Below are 24521 nucleotides of genomic sequence, written 5' to 3'. Positions count from 1 at the left end.
CCCGGTTCATCCCCCCAGGGCAATTTCGTTATGGTACGGCCTGCGCCAGCCGATGAAACTGTCGTCAACGGCAAGGACGCCAATGCGGCTGTCGGGCGTGGTGGCAAGAATATACCGGCTGTCACAACTGACAATGTCACCCGGCGCGCATCCTGCATTCCGCACACCGCATAACGTATCCACCGGGGCAAGAGATGCAGGAGCGAATATTCGCCGCGCCGTTACCCATGATGCAGCCACGGGGAAACGTATCCATGACCGACCGGATCCGCCTGACAACGGACAACGTGGACTACGAACAATGCCGGTTCAGCCTTCGCCGCGCCCTACCGTATGGGAGCATCCCATCACAACACAGCCCCAAACCAGTGGCCCCAAACTTTGGGCTGGTCATGCCCCGGATTGCCGCAGACTATGAGGCACCATGGACGCAGCGTTTTTGTGCGTGCCGACATCTAGACGGCGGCGGATTACCTAGCTAAACAGACGATATGGAGAGGTGGCCGAGCGGTTGAAGGCAGCGGTCTTGAAAATCTCCGCCACTCTCCGATAAAATCCATAAATTGTTTATTATCAATGAAATAGCGTGCGCCTTCGTTTCGCATGTGACGCCCTGTTCCTGCCTTTCCGCACAGCAGGTCGGCACAAAAAGCGGCACAAAAAGCCTCATATTTTGAGGCATGTTCACGCACTTTTGCATTCCTAAATTCAAGACATCCGAGATGCTTTTCTAGCCAATGTAACAACAGGAAAATCAGTCTACATTCCTATTTAAAACATTTGGAGAGAAACGTAATATGCCTCTAGCAACTGATGTTGAAGTCCAAGGAACTGATGGTAAATGGCGGCCATTACGAGTTACGGCTCTATTGGCGATGTCAGAAGATGCGCGCCGTCAACGGCCCTTCAGATGCCTTGAGTGTCATGGTGCTGTCACGCTTCATCAACCATCAAAAGATAAAAAGAAAGCAGCCCATGCTGAACATAAAAGCCGATGGGCCGGATGCCCTCGAAGCGATTGTTACGATCATGCTGGGCTAAGACCTCATCCCAATCAAGTGCGATGACGCCCTGTTTGTCTCGCTAGGTGCCGAGGTGTCGGAACGGGAAGGCTCGCGCATTGGCGTAGTCCTGTTCGGGGAGATCAGAGTCTTTCATCGGCCCCACCCAAAGCCAGACACGGATAAGGGGGCGGTGGCATCTGTACGGAAATGGCTGGAGCAGAACGGAGTAACGCCATGAATAACATGATGGAGATTGGCAGCCACCGGGCCGTCATCCAGTTTGACCCGGAAATCGGCATGTTCTGGGGCGAGTTCCTTGGCCTGAACGGCGGAGCGGACTTCTACGCGGACAGCGTGGAAGGACTACGCAAGGAAGGCGAGACCTCGCTGCGCGTGTTTCTGGAGATGTGCGAGGAAAAGGGAATCGAGCCCACAAAACGCTACTCAGGCAAATTTCAGGTGCGCCTGTCCCCGGATGTTCATGCCCGCGCTGCTGAGATCGCGGCCGCCCGTGGCGTAAGCCTGAATCGGCTTGTCCAAGATGCGTTGGAGCTTGTGGAGCAGTAAGTTCTCCTGACCAAGATCAGGGCTTTTTTCCAGTATTTTGTGGATAACAACAGAACGACAGGGCCTTAACAGGTTCCTGCCGTTTCTATTTCCGGCACCCTTTCCGCAAACAGAACAGCCGGTGAATCCGGCGCCAGATCACGGCGCGGGCGGCCCGAGGTTATCGAATATGTAACGGCGATGATCTGCACGCTCTACGAAGTAGATCACCCATGCCAGAACGGACTGGGCTGCGATGATGCCAAGCGCCACACAGATCATTCCATCCGCCCCTGCCGCCAACAGTCACGCGCGAACGCGATGAGCAGATAACCCACCGCGCAGGCTGCCCCCAGCACAAAGCCGAGGGCCAATCCGGAATAGAAGTTCACGATGCCTGAATGGCCGCATTATCGGCCTTGCACTTGGCATAAATGGCCTCGATGTCCGCGGCGGTCGGGCCGCCGGATGACGCGGTATCTTCCACCGCCGTCTTGATCGTGGTCCAGGCATCGGGACCGTATTTCTCGATCAGGCTGATAACGGTGCTCGCGCCGCTTACGATGGCGCTCAGTTCTGCTGCTTCCATGTCAGTTACTCCCCGTGGTTGTGGTGGTCTGCGCGGTGGACAGGGCCGATTGCAGCCCGGCCAGCGCGCTTTCGGCCGTGGCCAGTTCAGATGCCGTGACCGTATCGCCATTGGATACGGCAGTATCCAGCGTGGTCAGGGGCACCAGCGCGGCTGCCGAAGCCGTCTTGATGTCGGCCTTGACCGTGGCGTTCACACTGCCGGAGGCCAGATAGGCTTCCGCACCGGTGGCGGCCACATGATAGGCGCTCATGGTATCGAACGCGGCCTTGCGCAGATTGGTCTGGCCGGCGCAGGCCCCAAGGGCTGCCAGCGAAAGAAGGGCCGCGCATGCCGTGATGCGGGATCGGTTGATCATGTCGGTTTTCCTCATGGAGTCGGCCACGCGCCGGGTACGAAGCACACCCAGCTATTCGTGGCGGTGCAGAGATAGATGCCGGACGCGGCGAAAATGATCTGGCCTGGCGCGCCGCTTGCCGTTACCGAGGCTGGCGGCGTGCCGATCTGGACAGTTCCCTCGAACACGCCGGTCAGGGTTCCTGACGACTCGCCAGAATACTCGCTGCCGTCGCTGGAAAGTTTGGATGCGAAGGCATCCAGCGCCTTGGTAATCGGATCCGTTGCGTTCGAAATCGCCACGGCAGTCGCGCGCCGGGTCAGGTATTTCCCGGCGTCGAAGCGGTCCGGCCGCCGGATGGGGTCAGGCGTTCCCATTGGTCGCCTGCTCCGGCTGGCCCTTTTTGTTCAGGACCGGGATGCCTGCCGAGGCTACAGCCTGTTTCGCTGCAGGCTTGTCAGCCACCGGCACGCGCACGGCGCTCTGCCCCGGCTTGAAGTGGTTCTCCGCCCATCCGATATTCAGGCCGATGGTGGTCATGACCTGATAGACAACAGCCCACCAGCTGCTGCATGCGGCGGCGGGACCATCGCGGCGGCGGCGCCACAGGCGATGATGAAGAGAGCCACGTACAGGTCATACTGTGCAGGCACATATTCCAGCATCATGGCGATGACAGCCCCGAGGCCGCCGAATTTCGCGGCTGTATTCATTTGCCGTCTCCATGCAGGCCGATCCGGTAGAAATCGTGATGGCCGATTGTCTTGATGAAAAACCGGGGGCTGGCCCATATCGGCACCGGGCTGCCGTGCCGGTAGTAACTGTCGGCCCCGTCCGTCAGGTCCACCAGCGTTCCCGCAACCAGCGACAGGGCCAGTTCATGCGCCACGCGGTATTGCGGGTCGGACTGGTTCAGGCAGGCCAGCCTGGCGGCATTGGGATCGCCGGGGTTCCAGCAGGAGAACTGCCACGGCGCGCGGCATACGGATGTAATGTCCGTGCCCCACCAGCCGGGCCGTGCGGCCCGGTTGCCGATCACGTTCAGGACCGCCTGCATGCCGTGCGGGCCTTCCCCCTCGCCTCGCCCCATGCGGTCATGGCGGACATATCTATGGCGGTGGCGTCCAGCATCAGCCGAACATCCCGTGCCAGAGGTGGCAGACGCCACGCCATGCGGCATCCCCGATCTGCCCCCAGCCCAGCAGGCCGGTAATCAGGACAGCCCAGAACATCATCCGTTTGTCGCGGGCGGCCTCCCGTTCCTCGATACGCCCCAGACGGGATGAAAGATCGTTGTCCCGATTGTCCTGCTTTTCCTGCAGGGCGCTGAACCGGTCGTTCATCTCCCGGCGTGTCTCGGCCGCGTTATCGTTGACCGCCTGCATCAGAAGCGCGTTCTGGTGCTTCATGTCGTCGCGCAGGTTGTCCTGCACGCCCTCCACACGGGCCACGCGCTCACGCACCACGGCGACCTCCTCGACCGTGGCATATCGGGGATCAGACATCAGTGGGATACCGCCTCACCGGACACGCCCGTCCACGCGCTGCCGTTCCACAGCACCAGCACGCCCTTGCTGCCGCTGCCGATATAGCAATCCGTGCAGCGGATCACCTGATCGCTGGATGCGGGCAGCTCGGCATAGGTGAAAGATGGTGGCGCATAAGCGGACAGATCAGCCTGGGTGGCGATGCCACCGGCCTCGGGCGGGAAGTTCCCACCATCAAACAGCCCATGCTGTTCGGGCGATGTGGGCGCGGCATGCGCCTGCACCGTGGCAAGAAGGCTGGCGGCTGCCAGAAGGTGAAAAAAGCGCATGCCGTCCCCGAAACTGAATGGTCAGGATTTCGGGGTATGGGTAGTTTGTTAGTACGGTGTGGAGAGATGGAGAACTATCATGGCACTTGATATGCACCCGTCCCTCGCCGTAAGCGTCGGCGGCTGGATCAGGACGGAACTGGTTGAGCCCCACGGCCTGAAGATCAAGGATCTGGCCGAACATTTCAGGGTATCGCGGCAGGCACTGAGCGCCCTGCTGAACGGCCGCACCCACCTGTCCGCCGATATGGCGATCCGGTTTGAAAAGGCATTCGGCGTGAAGGCCGATACCTTGATGCGCATGCAGATGGCATGGAACATGACACATGGCCACACCCTTGATGATGGATTTTGTTCCATCACGGGCGATGGTAAATAGATCACCCAGCCACTGATTTTAGCGAGTCATGCCCCTCAATTACCCTCCGCGCGTGGGAGATATTCTCCGATGCAATTATAATACCGGATTTGTCCCTCCAGAAATGGTCAAAGAGCGGTTGGTAGTCGTGGTCAATTCCCGATTGCCAAAAAGGGACAGACTTTGCTCAGTTGTGCCCTTAAGCACCACGCCCGCATGCTCGGGCGTGACCTATCAGGTAAAAATAGATATCGGACAAAGCCCTCCGGAGCCATTCCCTGGCCAGATCAAATGGGCGAAGGCTGACATGATGAGCGTTGTCAGTTACGACCGCCTGAACCTTCCCTATGACGGACGCTGCATCAAAACCGGCAGGCGTAAATACGTCCAGATTCGCATGCCTTTGGACCAGATGAAATTAATCAGAGAAGCGATTCTCGTGTCGCTCGATCTCGCCTACTTGATACCCGCGCTGAAGTGACCTACATTCTGTGTGCTTGCGGTAGCTTTCGGCGGTTACGTCATGGCTATGCGCCTCAAGTCCACCTTCGGGTGGCGGATGTGATGGCGATTCCAAGCTAGACCATTGACGGCCCCACCTTCCGAGGTGGGGCCTTTTTGATTCTAGCGATCAATCCTCAGGCTCGGCCTAACTGCCGGGCCCGCTCCAGCTTGATCCGCTGCACGTCATTCCACATCTGCATGATGCCATGCGCGGCAGACCGCAGGCTGCGTTCGCAGTTATCGGTATTGGCCCGGTCAGGCTCATGATAGATGCGGGTGCAGACAGCCAGCGCCTTACCCAACTCACCGGCGACTTCATTGGCAGGCAGGGGCTGCGCATCTTCAAAGAAATCGGGCTTCTGCGGCTGGAAATCTGTAGCCTGTGCAATATCCTGCTTCATGTCGGTGTCACTCCCGAGCGATGCGCGAAAGGGCGCGGGGTAGCCTTCTGGCTAGTTCGGCCGCCAGCGTGGTGTCATCTTCCGGCACATCCCCGATGATCGTCCTGATCTTCGCCAGCCCCTTCTGCGTAATCATCGGCTGGCCCACGCCTTCAACATAGCCGCTCCGCTTGACCTCGACATTCTTGGACTCCATCAGACCTGCCTTGATCTTGTCGGCATAGGCGCACTTGCGACCCGTGACGCTGTGGATATAGAGCCAGCCGAGTTCGATCAGGCGGTTGATGAACTTCCGCTCCGGCCACCCGCACTGCTGGGCCGCGGAACGCAGGTTATGGACACCTTCGAGGGATGCCAGTTTCTGCAGCGCCCCAGCCTGCGGAGCCAGTTCCGCAATTTCCTGATCCTTGGCCTCAAGCGCCTTCTGCTGCTCAAGCGCCAGCGTCAGGGCTTCGACCATGTTGGCTGGGGCTTTAATGGTCCTGTAGCCACCCGTCTTGCGGATGGAAGGCAGAACCTCCTCAAACACCCAGCGCTCAAATTCTTCCGCTTCGGGCAGCCTGCTCTTGATGATGAGGCGCAGCACGTCAGGCTCAAACAGGATGCGTACGTTCTGCGTTCCGCCGGACGTCCTAAGGGGGTGGCGTTTTACCACCCCCTTACAATGCAGCTTCATGGCATTGTTCGAATCGGCATATCCGAGGCGATCGCATACGTCCTTGCCGACGAACGCGGGTTCACTATCGACCAGAACAGTGCGGATTTCGTGGCCCTTGAATGCGAAGGGAATGATGCTGGATTTGTTGGTATCGAGTGTGTTATGTGTCGTCATAGCTGTTTTCCTTATTCAGCATGAGAGGCGTCGGAATTGCTGCCAGGCTGGTCCGACGCCTTTTCCATTTCCGCCAGATTGCGGACGATGCTCAAAAATTCTTTGTTGATACTCCGATCATTCTTCGCCGCCCGTACGCGCAGGTAACGAAGGAGGGACCGGTCCATTCGGAAAGTGATGCTTACGGTTTCTGTCATTTCCTCCTCGCGCAACCAAAATGGTTTCATCCATCATATGGCAGAGCAACCATTTTGGTGTCAATTGAAAAAGTGCAACCATTGTGGTTAGTGTTTTGCATGACTGATGAGCGCCGTGTGCCCATAACCCTGCGTATGCCGAGAGATCTTCTGGATCGCCTGAAGGCGGCGGCTGACGCGCGCTCGCATTCCATGAATGCGGAGATCATACAAAGGCTTGAGGAATCTTTTATTCCTCAAAATATAGATGACATCTTTGCCCTGCATAGCAAACCGCCGCCAGATCTAAATTACGCCCGAGTTAATGTTACCCTTGCTCACGATGCGCTTGAGCATGCCCAGGAAATGGTCGACTTTGCTGAGAGCGATCCTAGTGCAGGTGATCTCGAAAAGGCTCTCTCGCGTTACGAAGTCAAACGCGCTCAGAAGCATCTCGATAGATGTATCGCTATGCTGGAGATTTTAGAGGCTAAAAAATAAGGATACCATATCGGACAGAAAAAAGCCGCGTAGAGTGGAATACTATTCTGGTTGTAATCAGGAGCCTTCATGCAAGAAAAGACCCTGACTGGCCAAAGCGGCAAAGAATATCGCTTCGTTGCGATAGACCCCAAAGATGCTCCAGACAGGGCATGTCTATTTCTGGTTCAGGACACGCAATCCAATTCTTCATCTGACCAGATGTATATTGCCCATGTCCGGCATGGCAGAAGATGGGTGAAGTTTTACGGGGAAGTTCCGAATGGGCTAACCCCGTTCAGAGATATTATTGACGGCGGGGCGGAGCAGGTTTTGAGATATAAAATGCCACATGGAAGAGCGTGCCCTTGAGCTGATAGCAAAAAGCCGCCCCCAAGGGAAAGAGCATCTTAGCACTAGGCGGATGAAGTCCTGCATAACGGCAACATTAAAATAATTTTTAAATTTACTTCCCTACACTTTATTTAATAATTTAAACATTATTCCTGTTATTCTTTGATATGTCATACAAGAGTAAGCTCCGGATGCTGCCCATAGGCAGCCAAATCCACGCACAATACCCGCAGACATATGCTGACCTTGAGGAGCTACAAAAAAACCAGCAACAGATATAATGGCAAACATTACAGAGCCAGATATACCTTCTTTTAAATATTCAAATAGCAGTCCTAATAGGTCAGTTTTTTTAAGAGCGCCATATACTTCGCTGTCTTTAATAGTCAGTATTAAGCCCTGCGACACTCCAAGGAAGCCGGCAAAGACAGCAGCTAGTGTTGCTGAGGCCCCCAGCAATCCTGAAGGATCTTTGGGCAAAGAAAAACCTGAAATAAACCATATTCCGCCGGATGCAATTGCGACTATATATGGGCCATACCTTTCAAATTTTCGACCTGCCATTGTTTATTTACTCCAACACACCATCGTGCTGCCACTGTTTAAAAATTCCGACTAAGGCACTCCACCTTTCTTCAAGAGGTAGCCTTCTATTTTCGCCTAATGGAACTGATACATTTTGTTCGAGACGGGATTCCAGTAAATCCAGGGGCTCTCTTGGGCTGTCTTCATCAACGGATCCATCAACTTGCAACACATCAACATCTATACCAGACGAAATAATTTCCTTAATGGCAGATCTTACAACTCTCGCAGGAAGTTTTTTTTCTTTTCCTCGAGATGAGGAAATCTCAAGATTCAAGACATCTCCGTAGGAAACCAAATCACTTTCTATTATATCACTCAACGATTTGTTGTTTAAAACTGCGCCATCATCGCTATGTGGTATATGTATTTTACACTTAAATTTTTTAACGAAACTCATTTTGTCAAGCTTATCTATAGCACCCGGCTGCATTATTGGAATAATATTGAATCCACAATCTTCTTTTCCATTCGAAATAACATTGCAAAAATATGACAAGTATGAAGATATATTATTAAAGCGTGCGCCATAATGATTGTATTGAACAATTAACGCTTTACACTTATCCGAATATACGGCCGCGGTTTCCTCTCCAAAATCTTCAAAATCCTCCAGATCAAAATCCCTAATCGGATTTTCTGGACTCAATCTGCCAGGGCCATAATATCTAGCCTGAGAAAAATTTAAGTACCAGCCATTACTTTTTGTTTTTTTTGCTTCTTCAAGTCGAATTTTATGCATTCCGACATTTACAAAACGATCCTCCAGCGGAAGACCATTTATATAATCAACAATGTTAGAAAGCGTTAAACCATTCCGGTCGTAAACTTTGAATGCATGTATTTTCACCGAGTGTCCCTCATAATATTTACTATATTACCATCATGAGGCAGGACGCTAATCTTTGTGTTTGATTCGCGCAAATTTAATAATTATTCGATAATAAGATAAATGTAATTCAATACTCGATGAAATTTATGAGGAATTATTTGATATTATTATATAATAATTTCTTTTTTATGTAGCATCTGTCGAACGGATACATTTCGGGCGCTCGCACAGGAACAATTGGAAAGGCCGCTATGAGCCGGGCGAGGTCAGGAGCGGAGACTACGGAAATCCCGTATAATCTCTTCTATGGAAAGCAGCTTTGATCCTGCCAAGGATGACAACCATCTGATCATCCCCTCGATCCGGCCGGAAGACAATGAAGAGCGTTTCAAGGTTGTCGGTCTGGTTGGTGAAAAGCTGTTTACCGGCGTGTTTGTCTGGCGGGATGATCTGCCCCGCTTCATTTCCGTAAGAAGGAGCAACACAGGTGAAGAACGATCCTATCATTCTTCCTGCTGATCCCACTGACCCGGAAGATTTTCCTGTCACGCAGGAAGGCATGGACCGGGGCCAGCGTGCCCGGATAATCCGCCGGACACGGACGGCACTGGGCCTGTCGCAGGCGGAATTCGCCAGCCGTTTCCGCGTGCCGGTGGGTACGCTGCGCGACTGGGAACAGGCCCGTGTCAGCGCACCAGATTTTGCCATCGCCTACGTGCGCGTGATCGGCCTGCATCCGGATATGGTTGCTGATGCGGTGGCTGCTGAATAAGGCCATTCAACGGGAGGCAAAGTTCCATGCCGCGCAAACCTGAAATCATCATGCCAACGAACGAGGAAGATGCCCGGATCAACCGTGGCATTGCAGCGGACCCCGACAGTCCCGAACTGACGGCAGCGGATTTCCGCAATGCCTGGCCTGCCCGGTCTGTCGTCCGTAATGCGTGGAAAACTCTTGCTGACCTGCCGGCTTCCAAGGATGATTCCTCTTTAAAAATATCTGATAGAGAACTCATGAAAAGCTGGACCGAAGATCCCTATTTCACTGACGCCCTGGATGCACTGAACGATAAGCGCGAACATGGCCTACGCTTCCTCACGCTTGATCTGGATGCAATCAGTGAAGTTATCTCCAATGGCGATGGTCCTGCTTACAGGCTACTTGATGCCATGGTCAGCATAAAGGAAACGGAAGGCTATGACGGCATGAGGGGCGCGCCCCGTGTTCTGCTGGCTACATTGTTGAGATTGGCGGAGATATCAAAAACCGTGGAACAGCAACCGCGCCGTTAAGCAGATTCCTGCTGGAGTATCTTCGAGGCATCCCCTCTCTTCCTCCACACCACGACGCGCCGTGACACGGTATAATTCAGCCTGCCGTAGGACGGTTTTCGAACCGGATCGCCATGCAAGGTTACCGGGATGCCTTGCCGGTACGTCACTCTCCCCACAATTTCCTTGTCCGACGATCACCAATGCACATCGGGCCGTTGGGCCAGCTTCCCCTTTTGACCAGCGGTGAGGTGCGTTGACGCGACTCCTGCCGATCAGGAACAGTTGCAAGATGAGCAGCCAACCATTCACCGGCGAAATTTATAAAACCTACTGCGTCCTTGAAAGGGGTGGGTCACCACCCGCAATTCATATTGCAGATTTCATCTACATTGATGGCGCGCCTATATCGTCATCGAATGGAGGCCTGTGCCTGGCGGTAAACATCCAGAGATTCTTGTTCCCTTGGATGCTTCACAACTGACCGCCATTCCTGATCCCAAAGCGACGCATAATTATGCAGGTCCGCCCGTGGCAGATCCTCGCCGGCATAACTAAGGCAGACCGATGCGCGCTTAAGATTGTTCTTCCTGATATTCAGGGCAGCACAGAATCTGTAGAATGCCTTGATATCTTCCGGCTTGCTGCTGATGAATTCCATTCCTGATCTTTTCATCAGTTCGCCCCCATCGCCTGATAGGGACTCCAGCTAGGCGACAGCCAGAACGACTGGTTATTCTCCCGCTGCACCCTGTCCTGATACCGTTGCAGATAGCCGAGGTTCATCATGTCCTGTAGTCGGTAATAGACCAGATACTGCATGGCGGCCTTGGCATAGAAGGTATTCAGGACTGCGGCCCGGGGGGTGACCATGGCCCACGGCACATCGTTCATGGCGAAGCGCAGGGCCTCGCTGGCGGCTTCCTGATTGCCGCCGGCAAAGCCCCGGTTCAGGTATCCGTCACGGATGGATTTGAACATGTTGGCGGCATCATTCAGGTTGCCCATGGTCGGTCCTGCTGCTGTGGACAGCATTCCGCCGCCCATACGGTTGGCATCACCGAACAGGAAGTCCCCGAAAATTCCTGCTCCGCCACCCTGCGCCGCCGCTGCCATGACCAGCTTGGTATAGTCTGCCGGATTGTCCGCCGTGCGTGGCTCGCGCCCTTGGCCAGTTCCTTCAGGGTCATTGCAAAATACCCGAGTGTCGTAGTGGTGGCAATCAGCCATGCCAGACCGGGAACGTCCGCGCCCTGCCTTACGCCCTGTAGAAATCCCCTCATATCACCCGTCACGTTGCCCGGCCCCATACGCATCAGTTCGCGCTTCATGCTGCGGGCCATGAAATTCAGGGTGTAAGCCTTGAACTGCATGATTGTCCGGGCAATCTCACCCGCTGCCGTGCCGCGCTGGGTGCCCCACGTGGCCATTGCCTGCGTACCTGCCGCGCCTTCCGACATGCCTTCGCGGATCTGGTCATTAATATAGGTACGCAGCTTGCGTTGCAGTTCTTCCTTAACCCACTCCGGCCTGGCATCAATGTGCGCAACCGCTTCATCGGACAGGTCGCCCATGTGGCTGGCAGCACGTAGCTGCGACCATCTGCCGCGACCAGACTGCTTTTACGGATGGCCTGCCATTCAGCATCCTCAATACCGTAACGACGCAGGGCGACCTGCATATGTCCCGGCAACCCCGAAAAATCACGATCCACCATCCGGGCGAGGTTGTTGCTGAGCATGAGCGCAGCCCCGCGCTTTATGGCATCTGTCCAGTATTGTAGCCCGGTCAGGCGATGAAAACGGGCTACTGCGTCAGACAGCTTGCCCATATGCCCATCCTCCGCCTGAAAGCGGGACGCGATATCCCCCATCAGGCGTCGTGACCCACGCCAAGCAGTTCGGCCACATGCTGGCTTTCTTTACCTTCGGGTAGAAGGCCGCGCACCAGCCTGCTGAAACTCTCCATGATACCGATACCATTATGCCGGAGCATGCCCATCATCACCCCCACATCTGGCAAGGATGACATAAGGTACCGCCGAGCATCTGGACCTGATTAGCCATGCGCGTCATCTGCGATATCTTGGCCAGCGTGGTGTTGGATGGATGGTTGGCCATGCCGGTAATGGTATCGAATATCCGTTCATTCCAGTCCGTGCGCAGGGCCTTTACCGTTCTGTGGTCACCCCGTTCCTTCGCGCGGGCAATGGCGCGGTCGATCCAGTTCCTGCACATGACTTCGGGGTTCGTGCCAAAGCGGTTCATCAGTTCCGCGTTTTCCACTCCGCGCGCAATATCCGCCAAGACGGTATGCATGAGATTGGCCTGGCCAAAGCGGTCCTGATAAGCCATCCATGACGTGGCATCCCTGAAATGCAGAATACGTTCCTGGCTGACCCTCTTGGCCATGTTTCCGGGGCCACGGAAGCCATCCGCTACACCCAGCCCGTTTCTGGTATCATGCACGCCTGTTGCAAGGTTCTCGTAAACCCCACGCAGCCATTCATCCACATTACCGGTCACGTCCGCAAAGGTATCCGGATCCAGCAACGGTTTGATGAAGGATGTCCATTCATCGGCCGTCGCGGCAGAAATCTTGTAGATATCATGGCTCTGGCGCGCGATGTAATTCTTGACCTTCCCGATCCATGCCCCGACCTTGTTCTGTCGCAGGCGCGCCTCTTCCTGATACCGGCGGAAGATGCGGGCCACCTTCTGCGCGGCGGGATTACGGGTATCAGGCGCACTGGCCGGGTCTTCAATCCGGTAGAGTTCGGTTGCCACGTCCTGATCGAATGCGTGGTCCCCTCGCGTCGCGGCCTCAAGCACGCCAGCTTTTTTCAGGTCCGCCTCGATCCGGCCAAGTATTTCAGCCGATGCGCCCTTCATCGCTGCATCAACGGAATAGGCCAGACCGCGGGCATTCCCTTCCACCCCGGTCAGGGTCGCGCGGATATCCTGCACCTCATGCCCTGCCCGCACGGCATTATCCAGACCACGCGCGGCAGCGATATTGAAGGCAGCGGCACGCTTTTCGTTTATGTGAGCCAGACGCGCTTCATCCGCCAGATCCTTCCCGGCCTGCATGGCGGCATCACGTGGGGACATGCCTTCCCGCACAAGCCGTCTGATGCGGCCCTGCGCCCGTGAGAACAGATTGTACAGTTCGTCTTCGGACAAGGCGCGTCCGGCGGCGCGCGCTGCGGTTTCGAAACAGTGCCGGTATGCACCTTCAGCCATTGGTCATTTTTCCAATCATGCATGTGGCGGCGGCCTGCACGGCGCGTGCCATGCTTTCTATTTCCGCGTCGTTTTTATCGAGACCAGCCAATTCCGGGCTATGCTTGGCGTCGTCGCCAAGTTGTTCACGGATACGGGCAAGGTCGGCCTGCGCCTCGGAAAGCTGTTTCCCGGCTTCGGTTTCTGCTACAGTCGGCGCATCTTGCACTGTCTTGGCGGCAGCCCGGCGGGAAGCGGTGATTTCAGGGCTTTCCTCAATCTTGTTGCGACGGGCGGCATCCGAGAGTATATTCAGATTGCTCTGGCCTCGAGCGCTTGACAGGTCTGCCGAACCGGACGCTTCCTGCGGCGGATCACCAGATGAGGCCCCCGGTCCGGACGGGGGTGTGGCGGCGGGGTGCTCCGCCTGCCAGAGCAATTCCCTTTTGTTGAGATAGGCTCCCTTGAACCTGCCGGATGTTATGACCGTGTAGTGTCCATCAGGGTGCGGGCGCAGCGACGTGATAAGCGTGCCATGCGATTTGCGGTTTGACGTGTTCGGCATCCGCTTGATGACGAACAGTTGCCCATCCTCGTTGCGACGGATTTCGTTGGTGCCCTTCGCAATATCCTTTACGGCCGAAACAACATCAGGATACCCGGCGGCATGCAGTTCCGCCCCATGCTCGGCAGCAATATGCGCGCGGCCCATTCCTTTATGCGGGCCGGTATGAAACCCTTCCTCCAGGCGGATGGGAAGTGGTTCCACGCCCGGAATACCTTCGGGCACATGACCAACCGTAACCGGTTCAGAGATGGGTGTGTTGTCGAATTCACCTGCCGGGTCTTGCTGCCCTGCCCACCCATCCTGAATTGAAGGGGGCGGTTCTTCTGTCGGCTCCGCGCTTCGGGGATCAATCGTATCTGCAATCTGGCCAGCTTCGTTCGGCGTGCCTTCCACATGAGATGCGATGGCATCCCGCAGCATGGCGTCCGCCACATCCGGGCCACCCGCCTCAACCCTGTCGGCCACCGGGTTCGCCATTTCGTCCAGCGTCGGCGGCGCATTCAGATCTGGTATCGGATCGCCCGGCCTCCACCCAGACAACCTTGCCCCGGCAAGATGAAAGCCACCGCCAAGCAGGCCACCAAACGCAATGTTGGTCAGCATTTCCGCCATGGTCTGGTCATTATGCTCATCACGGCTGAGGTAATATTCGGGCACAGCGGCGGCGGCCGATCCGGCAGTAGCGGAAATTACCCCCTGCGCCGCCTTTCCCGACCAGCTCTGTTCAAATGCCGAACCAGCCCCACGCCATGCGGCACCGGCTGCCGTATCTCCCAGAGCGGCCCCAATGCGGGCTGCCCCCATTCCGGGACATAGAATGACGCGGTGCTGAGGGGATCGATAAACTGAGGCAGGGAGCCTGCGGCCCATCGGCCCACGCTTCCCGGCGCACCACCCTCACCTCCATCAATCACGGCCTGCCGCACGGTCTGGATGTGATGGGCGTCGTGCAGGTCCGCCGCGACGGTATCGGCTATGGGCCGGTCAAACTTCAGGCCGTCCATTCCATAACGGTCATTGGCTTCATCCGCGCTGAGCATCCGGGCGGATGGCGACCATGCTTCAGCCCTGTGCCGCACGAAATCCGCAAATTCGTTGACAGGTGCCTGGTCGATACCCTGAAGAAAGGCATTCCCAATGCTGTCCCCCATGCTGGATGGCAGGATATCCGTGCCAGCATTCTGGATCGCGTCATTCTGTAGCGGGCCACCGAAAGGGGCATCAGCCATTACTTCGCTCCCTTCCGGCTGGCTTCCATCCGATCAAGGGCGGTATCGCTATATGGATTGAGGCTGGAATAGTCCCCGCGCCGTATCCCTTCCATAGAGACGGATACAGGCTTACCGTCCTTCCTTATGACAGTGTAAGGGATAGCGCCGTTGCGCGAAGGGATCTGGAGATACAGGTTTTGGGTCGCATAATCCGGAACCCATTGTCCAAGGGATTTCGCCCCATACAGGGTATATCGCTGCCGATCTTCGGTTGTCAGGTTCGCGTTGCCCGGAACGGGCGCCAGATCGCCCAGTTTCAGGTTGTCCAGCGCGGCCCGCGTCTCGGTCAGAACCTGAGACTTGGAGACCTGACCCTTGGGGAAGCGTATCGTGCCGGATGTATCGTATTTGTTGTAAATCAGACCATTGACTGCATTGCTGATGGCGGTATGGGCAGTCTGACCATGCATGACGTAGAATGTGGCCAGCCGCTGAACTGCCTGATACGTGGCGCGATACTGCTGGTCACCCCCTGCCGTGTTCAGGGTGGTCAGATGATAGGCATTCAACCTATCTGCTATGGGATCAGCATTCGCACCGGCCTGTAATTTTTTACCCTCCATCCCGGCTGATTTCTGCATGTCCTCCAGCTTCATTCCCATGGCTGCATGCATATCGGCTGATGCCTGAACCTGAGACGGTTCGGTCATATCGCCCATGACGCCATAGACCGGATCAAGCTTTCCATGCTGCACGGCTTCAGCCATGACCTGCGGATAATAGTTCCCGTACTGCTGGCGGAGTTGAGCAAAGCGCGGGCGCAGATCCTCTCCGGATGGGACGCGGCTCAGCCCATCCGTAATGGTGGAGATCTGGCCGTTGGTCAGGATGCGCGGCTGCGCCACCCCCATGCGGGACTGGACTGTGCTGCTGGCACGGAACAGGTTCTGCTGTGCCTGCGCGATCTGGGCTGCGTCACCCGACTGCTGCGCCTGTTGAGCCTGCTGCGTGGCTGCCTGAACTTCCGGCTATTGGCCACATAGGTCACGGATCATCATGCAGGGATTTTTCATTGGCCTGCGCCATTGCCGTATAGCGTGTTGCAACCTGCTGGCGCTGTTTGTAATCTTGGGCATCGGCACCGGTCAGGTCTGTCACCTGACGCAATGTCCGGACACGCTCCGCCGGGCTGGCATAACGTGTGCCGTTGTAGCTACGGATGCCTGCCGTGATGCGCTCAGGCTGTCCTTCATCTGCTGGGCCTGCTCGGGCGGGAACCACTGGTCTATTTCCTGATCAGTCGGAGCATCGGGCACATCGTTCCCATGCAGGTAGGCATCATTCGCCCCGGCAAAGCGGTCCTTGATGTCGGCCATATGGGATGACGCGGTTGTCGCCCATATGGATTTGCCCTGCCGCATAAGTTCATAGCCATACGCCTTGGCTTCGTCATCATAGGGCGATGCGGCGATGCCCTGCGCCACCTTATCCCAGTCAGGAGGGATGCGGGACGTTGGGCCGCCGGGTTCGGCCTGTGCCGCACCCGTGCGGGAGACATAATTGCGGGTTTCATCAAACGGGATGGCCGCGACGAAATCAGCATCGCTGACGGCACCGGTGCGCGGGTCGCCAATATCCTTCACCCACTGGTCAACGCGGCCCGGCCCGGCGTTATACGCGGCGCAGGCCAGCGTCTGGTTGCCGCCATACTTCTGGCATAGCTGGTCGAAATAGAACCGACCGAGAGCACGGTTGTAGTTCGGATCGTTCCTGAACCTGTTTTCATCCCAGCCAAGGGGGGACTGTTGCGCGACCTGCCGGGCGGTATCGGGCATGAGCTGCGCCATACCAACCGCCCCCCTGCTGGACGTAAGCGGCTTGCCGTCCGCCCCCATCTGGTGGCCACCGCTTTCGTTGTGGACCATGCCAGAGAACGTGTCATCCGGGCTATTCCCCTTCGGAATGGCGTAGACGTTTCCGGATGCCTGCCCCATGGCGGCGTAGTAGGCCATCTTCCCCTGCTGGTGCCAGACATGCGGCTGCAGGCCCTGGGTCAGTTCGGCCCAGTCCTGCTGTGGCATATTGGCGCGGTTGGCATTTACGAAGTCCTGCGCGCCGATCGCATCGTTATCGGCCAGATGGGCCTGCGCGATTGTCTTGACGAATTTGGAATGGGCAGCCAGTACGGCGGTGTGAGTAGCCACATCGTTCGGGTTAAAGCCCTGCTCCACCATCCGGTTGACCGTTGCGCGCTGCGCCTGCCCCCATCCCAGACTGAGCGCGCTCGGGTTTTTGTAGTCGCCTGCCGCAATCTGGATGCCATTATCAGCCTGTGCCTGCGCCTCCCTGTCAGACCATGCATCTGTTTGCTGGCCGACATGCGATAGAACCTGGGCATTGATCATCTGCTGGTAGCGCGTGCTATCCATCGTGAACTGACGGGACTGCGCCTCATTTGTCAGAGTGCCGGCGGCATCTTTCTGCGCCTGATCCAGTTGCTGCTGGACCTGCGGATAAGCCGAGACCGCCTGCTGCCCTTTCAGGTTCAGGAAGCCCGGATAATTCTCCTGATCGTCCGGATCGCCATACATGATCTTCTGCACGGCTGCCTGATGGATATTGTTGGCGGAATTGAGCGCGAGCATGTTGGTCTGCTGCGCCCGACGCTGGGCAATCTGCTGCAGATTGTCGGATGCCTGACCCATCCCCTCGCCAATGCGGGAGAACCCTTCGGCAATGTTGCTGCCGAACGCGCCGGGCCGGGCATTGGCCTCAAGGTATCCATTGGGGATTTCGCCGGGCAGTTCGCCGCCCGGCTTGAAAACCGGCTCCGCCATCAGCCAACGCCCCCGGCATAGTTGGAATACCGCTGTGCCCAGTTATTCCACGACTGTCCGGCACTACTGGTGCCGCTTCCCTCAAGCGCGCCCATGTCCTTCATGTCATCCCACCTGTCCGCGAACTGGCTGGCGCCACCGATCAGGCTTCCGGCCGCCCCCATCGCGCCGCCAAATATGGCGGAACTGGCGGCCTTCCTGTCCGCTGCCGCCTCGTTATCGAAATTGACCACCTGATTGCGGTAATCCAGCGCGCGGGCATTGGCGTTATACTGGATGCCCGCCACATTCTGCCCCGTGGTCATGGCGATGGCGTTCTGTACATCCAGATCGGAACCACCGTTCAGGACCGTGCCATTGGCCGCCATCTGCGCACGCTGCGCGCCAAGACGTTGCGCCCCCTCCTGATAGGCGCGCTGGGCCGCCACATCGCCCTGATCCAGCGCCACATCGGCATCGTTTCCCGCCATGTTGGCGTTCTGCTGGGCGATGCGGGCTTCGTATCTGTCCTGGCTGGCCTCCGATATGCCGCCAAGGATCGAGCCTACACCACCAAAGAGTGACCCGGCTGCACCCAGCCCGGCCGATGCGACACCCATGTCATCCCCTCATCTCGGCACGGCAGAACAGCGCACCGCCAACGCCAACCGGCTCCGGGTCATGGATGGTGAACCCGAGCCAGCGCAGCCAGCGGATGGCCTGCACGTATTGGGCATCCACCCGGTTTGTTAGTACGGTGTGGGTGCGCCGCCATTCCTCCACCCAGCGCCGGGTTTCGCGCAGGAACAGTTTTCGGTGGCGGCCAAGGTGCATGGTGCCGATCATCCACGGGCAACCAATGGACGGGTCCAGCATCACCGGCTCGACCAGGCCGAACACGCCCAGCGGCCTGTCATCATCCAGCATGACGGCGGCCACGGCGGAATGCGCGATGCTGTGGCGGATGGACATGGCGACCGGAAGGGGTGACGTACGCGCCACCTCCTGCCGGTCCGCAGGGCGCAGGATGGGCGCGATCAGGTCCGCGTCATCCGGCACGGCGGCGCGGACGGTAATCAGTTCCCGACCTCGACATCCACATCCAGACCCGTCACCGTGCAGGGCAGCGGGTAATTCTGGAACACATCGATCTTGCCATACTGGTCCCAGTTCGCCGCGGGAATGACGAACTGCACGTCCGACGACAGGGTTCCGGATGTGGCCGCGCTCCCGACCGGTCGCGTGCGCGTGCCGCCATCAGTCGAGACCTCGATGCCCGCCGTATTGTAGAGCGTGGTGTAGATCTTGCTGACCCGCTTGCGGCGGCTGAACTGGGGTGGCTGGCCAAGGTCCAGCGGCAGGGATTGCAGGTGCGCCGTGATTGGCAGCCCGACCGTGACCGTGCTGCCCGCCACCGGCAGGATGACCGCGCCGTTCGTGACGGTCAGGCCGGTATAGCCCCTGCCATCAATGCAGGCGGAAACGGTCTCTCCTTCAAGATGGGACAGCCCCGATACCGTGCTGACGGGCGCGCCGGTGTATTGCAGCCCGGCATCCACGAACCATGACTTCGTGATGTCGCTGTTGGCCGCGCCAAGCTGGCGTGTGCGCAGGCGCTCGACATAGGCCACGCTCTCGCCGTTGATCGTGCGTTCAACCACGAAATAGGCGGTATCCTCCACCACACCGTTCTCGGTTTCTTCAGGAACGACCGTGACGGCCCTGAACTTTCCATTGGTCGTGGTGTGCTGGTGCCATGCCCATATCTGCTGTTCCTTCAGGTAGGTCAGGCCCAGCAGCGTCCCGTCCGAGCGGACGGCCCACACGATATTGAACGGGAACTGCGCGAACCGCCAGTCGTCTATGGTGTATCCATAGAAAAGATGGTCAGCCAGAACCGAAAGGTCGGTGCCATTATAGACGGCGGCATAATAATCATACTGCAGGTCGCGGACATGGCTGCCCTTGCTTTCAACGAACAGCACGTCCTGGTCGATGGGCAGCGGCAGGGTATCGGCCGCCCCCACGAACATCTGCGGCGTAACCGTCACATTCCCGGGCGTGATAACCTTGCCCGCATCGCCGCCGCTGACTTTCCATACGCTTCCCGCCGTGAAGATGATCAGATCCGCCATCGGCACGATATGCCTGATCTGGTTGACCTGCTGCGACGCGATGGTCGCCGTGATGGCATCGTCATCCTTGACGGGGTTGGCCACGTCCATGTTGGTATAGTTGCCCGAGCGCGTCATCCAGATGGTCTGCGGGTCGGATGCCGATCCCCCAAACACCCGGCGCTGCTGGAAATAGGACACACAGGCCGGGTTATTGCCGCTGAACGGGTCTTCATGCGTGGGGGGACCGATCGCCGTATCCGGCTCATAATCGGCATCCTGAAAGGTCAGGTCGGTTGTCGAGCCGATCAGTCCATAGGAACCGGCATATTTGCGGTAGATGTTGTAATAATCCGCACCGGAAACAGCCGCCCAGTCAACGGTATTGTAGTTCCCGTATTCGGTGTAATAGCCGATATTGTAGTTCGTGACCGAAGCTGTGGCCGAGACATTGCTTTCACTGTTCAGCGCGATGGAGACCGCCGTCACCACATAATCATAGGTGACGGACGAAATGCCCGGCGTCGTTCCGGTATTCCCCGCATTTCCGTTCGTGGCTGCGGCGCTGACGCCGGCAGGCGCCGCTATGCCCGCGGCGAACGAGATTTCGGAAAGCGTCCAGTCCGTCTCCCCGCCGCGCGAGAGATTATAGAGCGGATAGGACGGGTGCGCGATGGTCAGCACATCCGCCGACTGCACCCACCGGATATTCCAGACATCCGCCACGGCATAGGGCGTTGCAACCTCATACAGGCTGCCATCCGTATTGGTCAGGTACGCGCCATCGGAAATGAAACGGATGTAGCCGCCCCCCATCTCCAGCACATAGGACTGTGTGTTATTGTAGATGAAGGGCACAAGCCGGGGCAGATTGGCCACATCCTTCACCGCGCCGATGAACTGCATTCCGGACCGGTTGCTCGCCCCGCCCTGCACATGGACAAAGAAGTTCGTCAACTGGCATGCTCCTGTCTGCCACTTTTCCATATCTGAACGGAAGCGCAGCATGGGTGAAATGATTCCTGCCGCGAATGCCTGCCGACAGGCGATGGCGGGCCTGGGGCCGGATGGAGATTGCGGGGCCATACCGTCACGGCCCCGTGTTGTTGGCGGTTACGTTCACCGCTTCCGTGGAATTGTCCGCAACACCCCCGGCGCACCCCCGGAACACATTGCCCGTGATGGCGCCATAAGCCACCTTGAGGTCGATGCGGGCCGCGCCCATTGTCGTGGGGTTGGTTTCATCCGCGCCGCCACAGAAATTGACGCCGGTGACCACGAAGGAACCGGAGTCGGCCCCTACGCCATCCGCCTGCATCTGAAGCAGGATGCCAAAGGTATCCGCCGTTGCGGAGTATGTCCCCCCGCTCTGGTTGCACCCCATGATATCGCCGCCAATGAACTTGAAATCCTTCACGCGGCCGTGACGCACGACGCCGCCGCGCCTTCGACCTTGCCGCCATAAAACTCGACATGCCCCACGCCGTTGAAAGCGCCCGAAGCAGATAGCCGGATCAGGTTCTGGGGCTTGTTGTAGCCGAAGCACTGGAACGAATATGCCTCCAGATGCACCAGATCGGTCCCCACCAGACATGTCGACCCGCTGGGGTTGGTCATCGCGTTTATCTCGGTTTCCAGGCGATCGATGTGGATGAACTGCGGGCACTCCCCTATCGAGATCGGAGAGGGGCAATCAATGTTAACCCCGATATGGGACTGGTTGCATGTGCCATTGCGAATCCATGTCGTCGCGGCAAAGCCGGATATGTGGATGCAGCTTCCGGGCACAAACCCTGTATCCGAAGACAGCATTTCATCCACATGGAAATCGAATATCTCCGTCACGTCCCCGCGCGTCGCACAGCCAGAAGGACCGGCCGTGCAGTAATCGCCCGTAAAAGTGACGGCATACCCGCCATCCAGCGCGGCGGAAGACGCCATCTGCGCGCCATAAAAGTCATGGAACCTGTTCTTGAAGCCGGAATACGCCTTGAACAGATTGAACGCACCCCACGAATATACGTGATCCACCAAACAACCGGCGCAGTGGTCGAACTCAACCGCATACCCGGTCTGGGTCACCGCCTCAGTCGTATTCGCGAAACTGAACGCCACCGAAGTGACGCGCCCACCGTAAAAATACAGGCCCTGCAACGGCGCGTTGAACTGGAACAGGGAGGCGCTTCCACTTCCCTGCACCAGAAAACGGCTTCCCCCCGGCTGGTGCGCGCCGCCGCCAGTGCCGCGAATGGTCACGCCCGGGCACGGGATGGAATGACCGGTAGCAGCGGAAACGACATAATCCCCCGCCGGGAAGAACAGTTCACCGCCGGGGTTCGGGCTGCGCGCGCAGATCGCCGCAAGCGCATTCTGGATGGCGGCGTCATCGTTTGTGACACCATCCCCCTTGGCCCCGAAGTCCTTGACGCTCACGGTATCCTCAAGCCTGAGCAGCAACGTGCGCTCGGTCGCCTGCGCCCATGAGGGCGAATACTGTATAAGTGTGGACAGCACACAGGCGGCGGCATTCTGGCAGGTAAACGATGCCGCCGTAATCGCGCCGTTCGTGACGGTCGGCGTCGTGAGGGTCTGGTTGACCGACTGGCCGCCGGAAATCGTGGGCGTCGTCAGGGTCTGTCCTGTCGATTTTCCCCCTGACACGTCTACCTTGGTATCAAGAAGGTCGGGGAGGCTGTAATTCCCCCACTTCAGGCCCGAGCCATCTCCGTTGATGTCAAGTTTCCGTGCCCACCAGTCCTGCCACTCCTTCACTGTCGGAATGTAATTCTGGTGCCAGTCCGGAAAGGACTGTGCCCGCCCCTGCGCGGTCATGCAGACAAGGCATAGCACAGCCAGGAGGAAACGTTTCATTCTTCGGTTTCTCCGCCCCCTGGTTCATTCCCCAGGGAGATTGCATTGTGGTATGGCCTGCGCCAGCCGACAGGGCTACCGCCAATGGCGAGGATCCCAATGCGGCTGTCCGGTGTCGTGGCCGGGATATACTGACTGTCGCGGTTGGCGATGGCCCTGACGGGTATGCCCGCATCCGGCACGCCGTTCAGTGTATCCGCAGGCGTCAGGTAAGCAGGCGTCGGGCTGGCTGCCGCGCTGTCGCCCACGATAAAGCCGCCGGGGAAAGTCTCGTTCACCGACCGGATCGGCCGCCATTCATCGCGCAGCGCCGCCATGCCGCGCACCCTGATCCAGTCGGGCACGTAGTCGGTATTCTGCTGCTCGATCACCTGATCGGCCTGCATGGCCTGCTGCAATGTCTGTGCGGCCATGCCGCGCATCTGGCCGCGATCTCGCCGTTGCCTGTTACAGCAATGGCGATCTCGGCCGCCAGCGCCCATGTGAACGCCTCGCGGAACTGCTGGCGCCAGTTGTCAATGGGCTGCGCGTTGGAGACATACTGCACCTGCACACTGGCATGGTTGGTGCGGATGACCGGCCCGGTCGTGTCCGTGCCGGCCGTCCCCACGCCCTCACCAAATGGCAGTGCGGCGTGGAACAGCGCGTTCCGGGCCTGTCGGTCCATCGGGGGATGACGCGGCATCCGCGCGGACAGGACCGCATGCACCGTCACGCAATCGGATGGACGCTGGAACTCGTAGCGCCATTGCGGGTCCGTGCTGGCCGCTCCCTCGCCCGTGGCCGTAACGCGGCAGAAACGCCATTGATAGGCCGAGAGCAGCGTATCAAGGCACATCTGCCAGAACGCATTGCAGGCGGTCGCCTCGGCCGATCCATCCGTCAGCGACGTGATCGTGCTGCGCGTTCCCGCCCGCAGCAGCGCCGCATTGCACAGATCGATCTGCGTGGTCACGGCGCGGCCCTTACTGGCCCTGTTTTTCGATCATCGTGGCGATGAAACGGGGATCGGACGCGCTGATGCGCTGGCCGACCAGCTTCTGGTATTCGGCCCGCTTCTTTTCGGCAGCGGCATCCATCGGTTCCAGGTTTGAACCGGGGTTGCCACCATACTCGATGACTTCCCCCGCTTCCCTGATCTTGCCGCCGATGTAGCTGCGGGTGAGAACCTTGTATTTCGCCATGATACGCCTCACGCCACGTAGTTGCGGGGATAGGGGACGTTCGCGGGAACATCCAGATTGATGCCAGCCGTCACCGTGCCCGCGTCAAGTGCCACGGACGCCGTGTAGGTCAGGCGCATGTAGCGGTAGAGCGTGTTGGAAAACGCGGGCTTGGCGCGCACGAGGAAGGGCGTGCGCTGGCTCAGCACGGTCAGGTCGATGCCGGGGAATTCCTCAAGCGTGTCCCAGTCCGCCCCGTCCTGCGAAATCTGCACGGCCACATCCATCGTCGGATCGGCGGGGGCTGCAATCGAGACCGTGGGCGCGGATGCATATCCCGAACCCCCGTTGGTGACCGTAATGCCCGTGACAACGCCGTTTTCCACCGTGGCCGTCGCTGTGGCCCCCGTCCCGCCGCCACCGGACAGGGTGACCGCCGGGGCGGTGGCATAGCCCGAACCACCGCTCGAA

General features: G+C 58.0%; 40 protein-coding genes and 2 pseudogenes. 11 read left to right on the top strand and 31 right to left on the bottom strand.

What is annotated here, in order from left to right; all coding sequences use genetic code 11:
- Positions 1-6: 6 nt before the first annotated feature.
- Positions 7-240 (bottom strand): hypothetical protein, encoded by a 234-nt coding sequence (locus JCM25156_RS28435; protein WP_148299264.1) that lies wholly within the window; start codon positions 238-240, stop codon positions 7-9.
- 573 nt (positions 241-813) lie between these two features.
- Here JCM25156_RS28435 and JCM25156_RS28430 point away from each other — a divergent pair.
- The 3 genes and pseudogenes from JCM25156_RS28430 to JCM25156_RS00710 all read left to right on the top strand — a co-directional run bounded on the left by JCM25156_RS28430 (position 814) and on the right by JCM25156_RS00710 (position 1571).
- Positions 814-1041, top strand: a complete 228-nt coding sequence (locus tag JCM25156_RS28430) for a hypothetical protein (RefSeq protein WP_148299263.1) — start codon at positions 814-816, stop codon at positions 1039-1041.
- Positions 1042-1065: 24 nt separating this feature from the next.
- Positions 1066-1242 (top strand): annotated as a pseudogene (locus JCM25156_RS27355) (type II toxin-antitoxin system HicA family toxin); the annotation flags it as partial.
- A complete protein-coding gene (locus JCM25156_RS00710; protein WP_025811570.1) occupies positions 1239-1571 on the top strand; it encodes a type II toxin-antitoxin system HicB family antitoxin in 333 nt (110 codons plus the stop codon). The pseudogene JCM25156_RS27355 and the gene JCM25156_RS00710, both read left to right, overlap by 4 nt.
- Before the next feature lie 138 nt (positions 1572-1709).
- Here JCM25156_RS00710 and JCM25156_RS31905 read toward each other — a convergent pair whose 3' ends face one another.
- From JCM25156_RS31905 to JCM25156_RS00665, 8 genes and pseudogenes are all read right to left on the bottom strand, one after another.
- Positions 1710-1832 carry a hypothetical protein gene (locus JCM25156_RS31905; RefSeq protein WP_277909307.1) on the bottom strand — a complete coding sequence of 41 codons (123 nt, stop codon included), beginning with the start codon at positions 1830-1832 and terminating at the stop codon, positions 1710-1712.
- Positions 1833-1938: 106 nt separating this feature from the next.
- The gene (locus tag JCM25156_RS00695; protein ID WP_025811569.1) at positions 1939-2139 is read right to left on the bottom strand and encodes a hypothetical protein; all 201 of its coding nucleotides are present in this window, start codon (positions 2137-2139) and stop codon (positions 1939-1941) included.
- 1 nt (position 2140) lies between these two features.
- Positions 2141-2497 carry a hypothetical protein gene (locus JCM25156_RS00690; protein WP_025811568.1) on the bottom strand — a complete coding sequence of 119 codons (357 nt, stop codon included), beginning with the start codon at positions 2495-2497 and terminating at the stop codon, positions 2141-2143.
- A gap of 11 nt (positions 2498-2508) precedes the next feature.
- Positions 2509-2853, bottom strand: coding sequence for a hypothetical protein (locus JCM25156_RS00685; protein ID WP_025811567.1), 345 nt, complete (start codon positions 2851-2853; stop codon positions 2509-2511).
- A pseudogene (locus tag JCM25156_RS20385) lies at positions 2840-3189 on the bottom strand (hypothetical protein). The gene JCM25156_RS00685 and the pseudogene JCM25156_RS20385 overlap by 14 nt, the downstream one beginning before the upstream one ends.
- Positions 3186-3644: a cell wall hydrolase gene (locus tag JCM25156_RS20380; protein ID WP_242402350.1), complete on the bottom strand. Its 459-nt coding sequence runs from the start codon at positions 3642-3644 to the stop codon at positions 3186-3188. Before JCM25156_RS20380 ends, JCM25156_RS20385 begins: the two are co-directional and overlap by 4 nt.
- The gene (locus tag JCM25156_RS00670) at positions 3607-3981 is read right to left on the bottom strand and encodes a hypothetical protein (RefSeq protein ID WP_025811566.1); all 375 of its coding nucleotides are present in this window, start codon (positions 3979-3981) and stop codon (positions 3607-3609) included. The genes JCM25156_RS20380 and JCM25156_RS00670 overlap by 38 nt, the downstream gene beginning before the upstream one ends.
- Positions 3981-4292: a hypothetical protein gene (locus tag JCM25156_RS00665; RefSeq protein ID WP_025811565.1), complete on the bottom strand. Its 312-nt coding sequence runs from the start codon at positions 4290-4292 to the stop codon at positions 3981-3983. Before JCM25156_RS00665 ends, JCM25156_RS00670 begins: the two co-directional genes overlap by 1 nt.
- A 79-nt stretch (positions 4293-4371) precedes the next feature.
- On the opposite strand from JCM25156_RS00665, the gene JCM25156_RS00660 reads away from it, so the two are divergent.
- Together JCM25156_RS00660 and JCM25156_RS27350 are read left to right on the top strand one after the other, a co-directional pair.
- Entirely contained in the window at positions 4372-4671 is a 300-nt protein-coding gene (locus tag JCM25156_RS00660; RefSeq protein WP_025811564.1) for a HigA family addiction module antitoxin, read from the top strand.
- 28 nt (positions 4672-4699) lie between these two features.
- Positions 4700-5131, top strand: a complete 432-nt coding sequence (locus JCM25156_RS27350; RefSeq protein WP_025811563.1) for a type II toxin-antitoxin system PemK/MazF family toxin — start codon at positions 4700-4702, stop codon at positions 5129-5131.
- Positions 5132-5288: 157 nt separating this feature from the next.
- On the opposite strand, the gene JCM25156_RS00650 is transcribed toward JCM25156_RS27350, so the two are convergent.
- Together JCM25156_RS00650 and JCM25156_RS30335 are read right to left on the bottom strand one after the other, a co-directional pair.
- Entirely contained in the window at positions 5289-5555 is a 267-nt protein-coding gene (locus JCM25156_RS00650; protein ID WP_025811562.1) for a hypothetical protein, read from the bottom strand.
- A gap of 7 nt (positions 5556-5562) precedes the next feature.
- Positions 5563-6387, bottom strand: coding sequence for a phage antirepressor (locus JCM25156_RS30335; protein WP_025811561.1), 825 nt, complete (start codon positions 6385-6387; stop codon positions 5563-5565).
- Positions 6388-6407: 20 nt separating this feature from the next.
- Between JCM25156_RS30335 and JCM25156_RS29720 the strand changes: the two genes are divergently transcribed.
- Together JCM25156_RS29720 and JCM25156_RS28420 are read left to right on the top strand one after the other, a co-directional pair.
- Complete coding sequence (locus tag JCM25156_RS29720; RefSeq protein WP_084296381.1) at positions 6408-7064, top strand: Arc family DNA-binding protein; 657 nt, start codon at positions 6408-6410, stop codon at positions 7062-7064.
- Positions 7065-7133: 69 nt separating this feature from the next.
- Positions 7134-7415: a hypothetical protein gene (locus tag JCM25156_RS28420; RefSeq protein WP_148299262.1), complete on the top strand. Its 282-nt coding sequence runs from the start codon at positions 7134-7136 to the stop codon at positions 7413-7415.
- Positions 7416-7517: 102 nt separating this feature from the next.
- Here JCM25156_RS28420 and JCM25156_RS28415 read toward each other — a convergent pair whose 3' ends face one another.
- Together JCM25156_RS28415 and JCM25156_RS28410 are read right to left on the bottom strand one after the other, a co-directional pair.
- The gene (locus JCM25156_RS28415) at positions 7518-7961 is read right to left on the bottom strand and encodes a hypothetical protein (RefSeq protein ID WP_148299261.1); all 444 of its coding nucleotides are present in this window, start codon (positions 7959-7961) and stop codon (positions 7518-7520) included.
- Between the two features lie 7 nt (positions 7962-7968).
- Positions 7969-8832: a DUF6731 family protein gene (locus JCM25156_RS28410; protein ID WP_148299260.1), complete on the bottom strand. Its 864-nt coding sequence runs from the start codon at positions 8830-8832 to the stop codon at positions 7969-7971.
- A gap of 288 nt (positions 8833-9120) precedes the next feature.
- On the opposite strand from JCM25156_RS28410, the gene JCM25156_RS00620 reads away from it, so the two are divergent.
- Genes JCM25156_RS00620 through JCM25156_RS30330 form a run of 3 tightly spaced genes read left to right on the top strand, consistent with a single transcriptional unit; the run spans position 9121 to position 10107 of the window.
- Positions 9121-9333, top strand: coding sequence for a BrnT family toxin (locus JCM25156_RS00620; RefSeq protein WP_025811559.1), 213 nt, complete (start codon positions 9121-9123; stop codon positions 9331-9333).
- Positions 9302-9586 carry a helix-turn-helix domain-containing protein gene (locus tag JCM25156_RS00615; RefSeq protein WP_025811557.1) on the top strand — a complete coding sequence of 95 codons (285 nt, stop codon included), beginning with the start codon at positions 9302-9304 and terminating at the stop codon, positions 9584-9586. The genes JCM25156_RS00620 and JCM25156_RS00615 overlap by 32 nt, the downstream gene beginning before the upstream one ends.
- A gap of 26 nt (positions 9587-9612) precedes the next feature.
- Entirely contained in the window at positions 9613-10107 is a 495-nt protein-coding gene (locus tag JCM25156_RS30330; protein WP_025811555.1) for a hypothetical protein, read from the top strand.
- A gap of 391 nt (positions 10108-10498) precedes the next feature.
- Here JCM25156_RS30330 and JCM25156_RS00605 read toward each other — a convergent pair whose 3' ends face one another.
- From JCM25156_RS00605 to JCM25156_RS00570, 8 genes are all read right to left on the bottom strand, one after another.
- On the bottom strand, positions 10499-10762 hold the full coding sequence (locus JCM25156_RS00605; RefSeq protein WP_148299259.1) for a hypothetical protein: 264 nt from the start codon (positions 10760-10762) through the stop codon (positions 10499-10501).
- Complete coding sequence (locus JCM25156_RS00600; RefSeq protein WP_025811553.1) at positions 10762-11094, bottom strand: hypothetical protein; 333 nt, start codon at positions 11092-11094, stop codon at positions 10762-10764. Before JCM25156_RS00600 ends, JCM25156_RS00605 begins: the two co-directional genes overlap by 1 nt.
- Positions 11082-11660 carry a hypothetical protein gene (locus JCM25156_RS00595; protein ID WP_025811551.1) on the bottom strand — a complete coding sequence of 193 codons (579 nt, stop codon included), beginning with the start codon at positions 11658-11660 and terminating at the stop codon, positions 11082-11084. The genes JCM25156_RS00600 and JCM25156_RS00595 overlap by 13 nt, the downstream gene beginning before the upstream one ends.
- A gap of 298 nt (positions 11661-11958) precedes the next feature.
- Positions 11959-12090, bottom strand: a complete 132-nt coding sequence (locus tag JCM25156_RS31900; protein ID WP_277909306.1) for a hypothetical protein — start codon at positions 12088-12090, stop codon at positions 11959-11961.
- Complete coding sequence (locus JCM25156_RS00585; protein ID WP_148299258.1) at positions 12090-13268, bottom strand: hypothetical protein; 1179 nt, start codon at positions 13266-13268, stop codon at positions 12090-12092. The genes JCM25156_RS31900 and JCM25156_RS00585 overlap by 1 nt, the downstream gene beginning before the upstream one ends.
- Positions 13269-13320: 52 nt before the next feature.
- The gene (locus JCM25156_RS00580) at positions 13321-14532 is read right to left on the bottom strand and encodes an ATP synthase subunit B family protein (RefSeq protein ID WP_025811547.1); all 1212 of its coding nucleotides are present in this window, start codon (positions 14530-14532) and stop codon (positions 13321-13323) included.
- A gap of 32 nt (positions 14533-14564) precedes the next feature.
- Positions 14565-15104 (bottom strand): hypothetical protein, encoded by a 540-nt coding sequence (locus tag JCM25156_RS00575; protein ID WP_025811545.1) that lies wholly within the window; start codon positions 15102-15104, stop codon positions 14565-14567.
- Complete coding sequence (locus tag JCM25156_RS00570; protein ID WP_148299257.1) at positions 15104-15853, bottom strand: hypothetical protein; 750 nt, start codon at positions 15851-15853, stop codon at positions 15104-15106. Before JCM25156_RS00570 ends, JCM25156_RS00575 begins: the two co-directional genes overlap by 1 nt.
- Here JCM25156_RS00570 and JCM25156_RS28405 point away from each other — a divergent pair.
- Complete coding sequence (locus JCM25156_RS28405; RefSeq protein ID WP_148299256.1) at positions 15833-16129, top strand: hypothetical protein; 297 nt, start codon at positions 15833-15835, stop codon at positions 16127-16129. The genes JCM25156_RS00570 and JCM25156_RS28405 overlap by 21 nt on opposite strands.
- Before the next feature lie 111 nt (positions 16130-16240).
- On the opposite strand, the gene JCM25156_RS26905 is transcribed toward JCM25156_RS28405, so the two are convergent.
- From JCM25156_RS26905 to JCM25156_RS29715, 10 genes are all read right to left on the bottom strand, one after another.
- A complete protein-coding gene (locus tag JCM25156_RS26905; protein WP_025811541.1) occupies positions 16241-17923 on the bottom strand; it encodes a transglycosylase SLT domain-containing protein in 1683 nt (560 codons plus the stop codon).
- The gene (locus JCM25156_RS00555; RefSeq protein ID WP_025811539.1) at positions 17923-18522 is read right to left on the bottom strand and encodes a hypothetical protein; all 600 of its coding nucleotides are present in this window, start codon (positions 18520-18522) and stop codon (positions 17923-17925) included. Before JCM25156_RS00555 ends, JCM25156_RS26905 begins: the two co-directional genes overlap by 1 nt.
- 1 nt (position 18523) lies before the next feature.
- Entirely contained in the window at positions 18524-18961 is a 438-nt protein-coding gene (locus tag JCM25156_RS20360; RefSeq protein ID WP_025811537.1) for a hypothetical protein, read from the bottom strand.
- 17 nt (positions 18962-18978) lie between these two features.
- Positions 18979-20973 carry a hypothetical protein gene (locus JCM25156_RS00545; RefSeq protein WP_148299255.1) on the bottom strand — a complete coding sequence of 665 codons (1995 nt, stop codon included), beginning with the start codon at positions 20971-20973 and terminating at the stop codon, positions 18979-18981.
- A 133-nt stretch (positions 20974-21106) separates the two neighbouring features.
- Positions 21107-21448, bottom strand: coding sequence for a hypothetical protein (locus tag JCM25156_RS00540; RefSeq protein WP_025811533.1), 342 nt, complete (start codon positions 21446-21448; stop codon positions 21107-21109).
- The gene (locus JCM25156_RS00535; protein WP_025811531.1) at positions 21430-22887 is read right to left on the bottom strand and encodes a glycosyl hydrolase family 28-related protein; all 1458 of its coding nucleotides are present in this window, start codon (positions 22885-22887) and stop codon (positions 21430-21432) included. Before JCM25156_RS00535 ends, JCM25156_RS00540 begins: the two co-directional genes overlap by 19 nt.
- Positions 22884-23300, bottom strand: coding sequence for a hypothetical protein (locus JCM25156_RS00530; protein WP_159104940.1), 417 nt, complete (start codon positions 23298-23300; stop codon positions 22884-22886). The genes JCM25156_RS00535 and JCM25156_RS00530 overlap by 4 nt, the downstream gene beginning before the upstream one ends.
- Positions 23255-23842, bottom strand: coding sequence for a hypothetical protein (locus tag JCM25156_RS00525; RefSeq protein WP_025811527.1), 588 nt, complete (start codon positions 23840-23842; stop codon positions 23255-23257). Before JCM25156_RS00525 ends, JCM25156_RS00530 begins: the two co-directional genes overlap by 46 nt.
- Before the next feature lie 10 nt (positions 23843-23852).
- Positions 23853-24071: a hypothetical protein gene (locus tag JCM25156_RS00520; RefSeq protein ID WP_025811525.1), complete on the bottom strand. Its 219-nt coding sequence runs from the start codon at positions 24069-24071 to the stop codon at positions 23853-23855.
- Positions 24072-24079: 8 nt separating this feature from the next.
- On the bottom strand, positions 24080-24521 hold a 442-nt coding region (locus JCM25156_RS29715), incomplete at its 5' end, for a hypothetical protein (protein ID WP_034957891.1).

This window comes from Komagataeibacter kakiaceti JCM 25156, from assembly GCF_000613305.1.
Note: the sequence above shows the minus strand (reverse complement) of the source record. Positions and strands in the feature narration are given on the sequence as shown.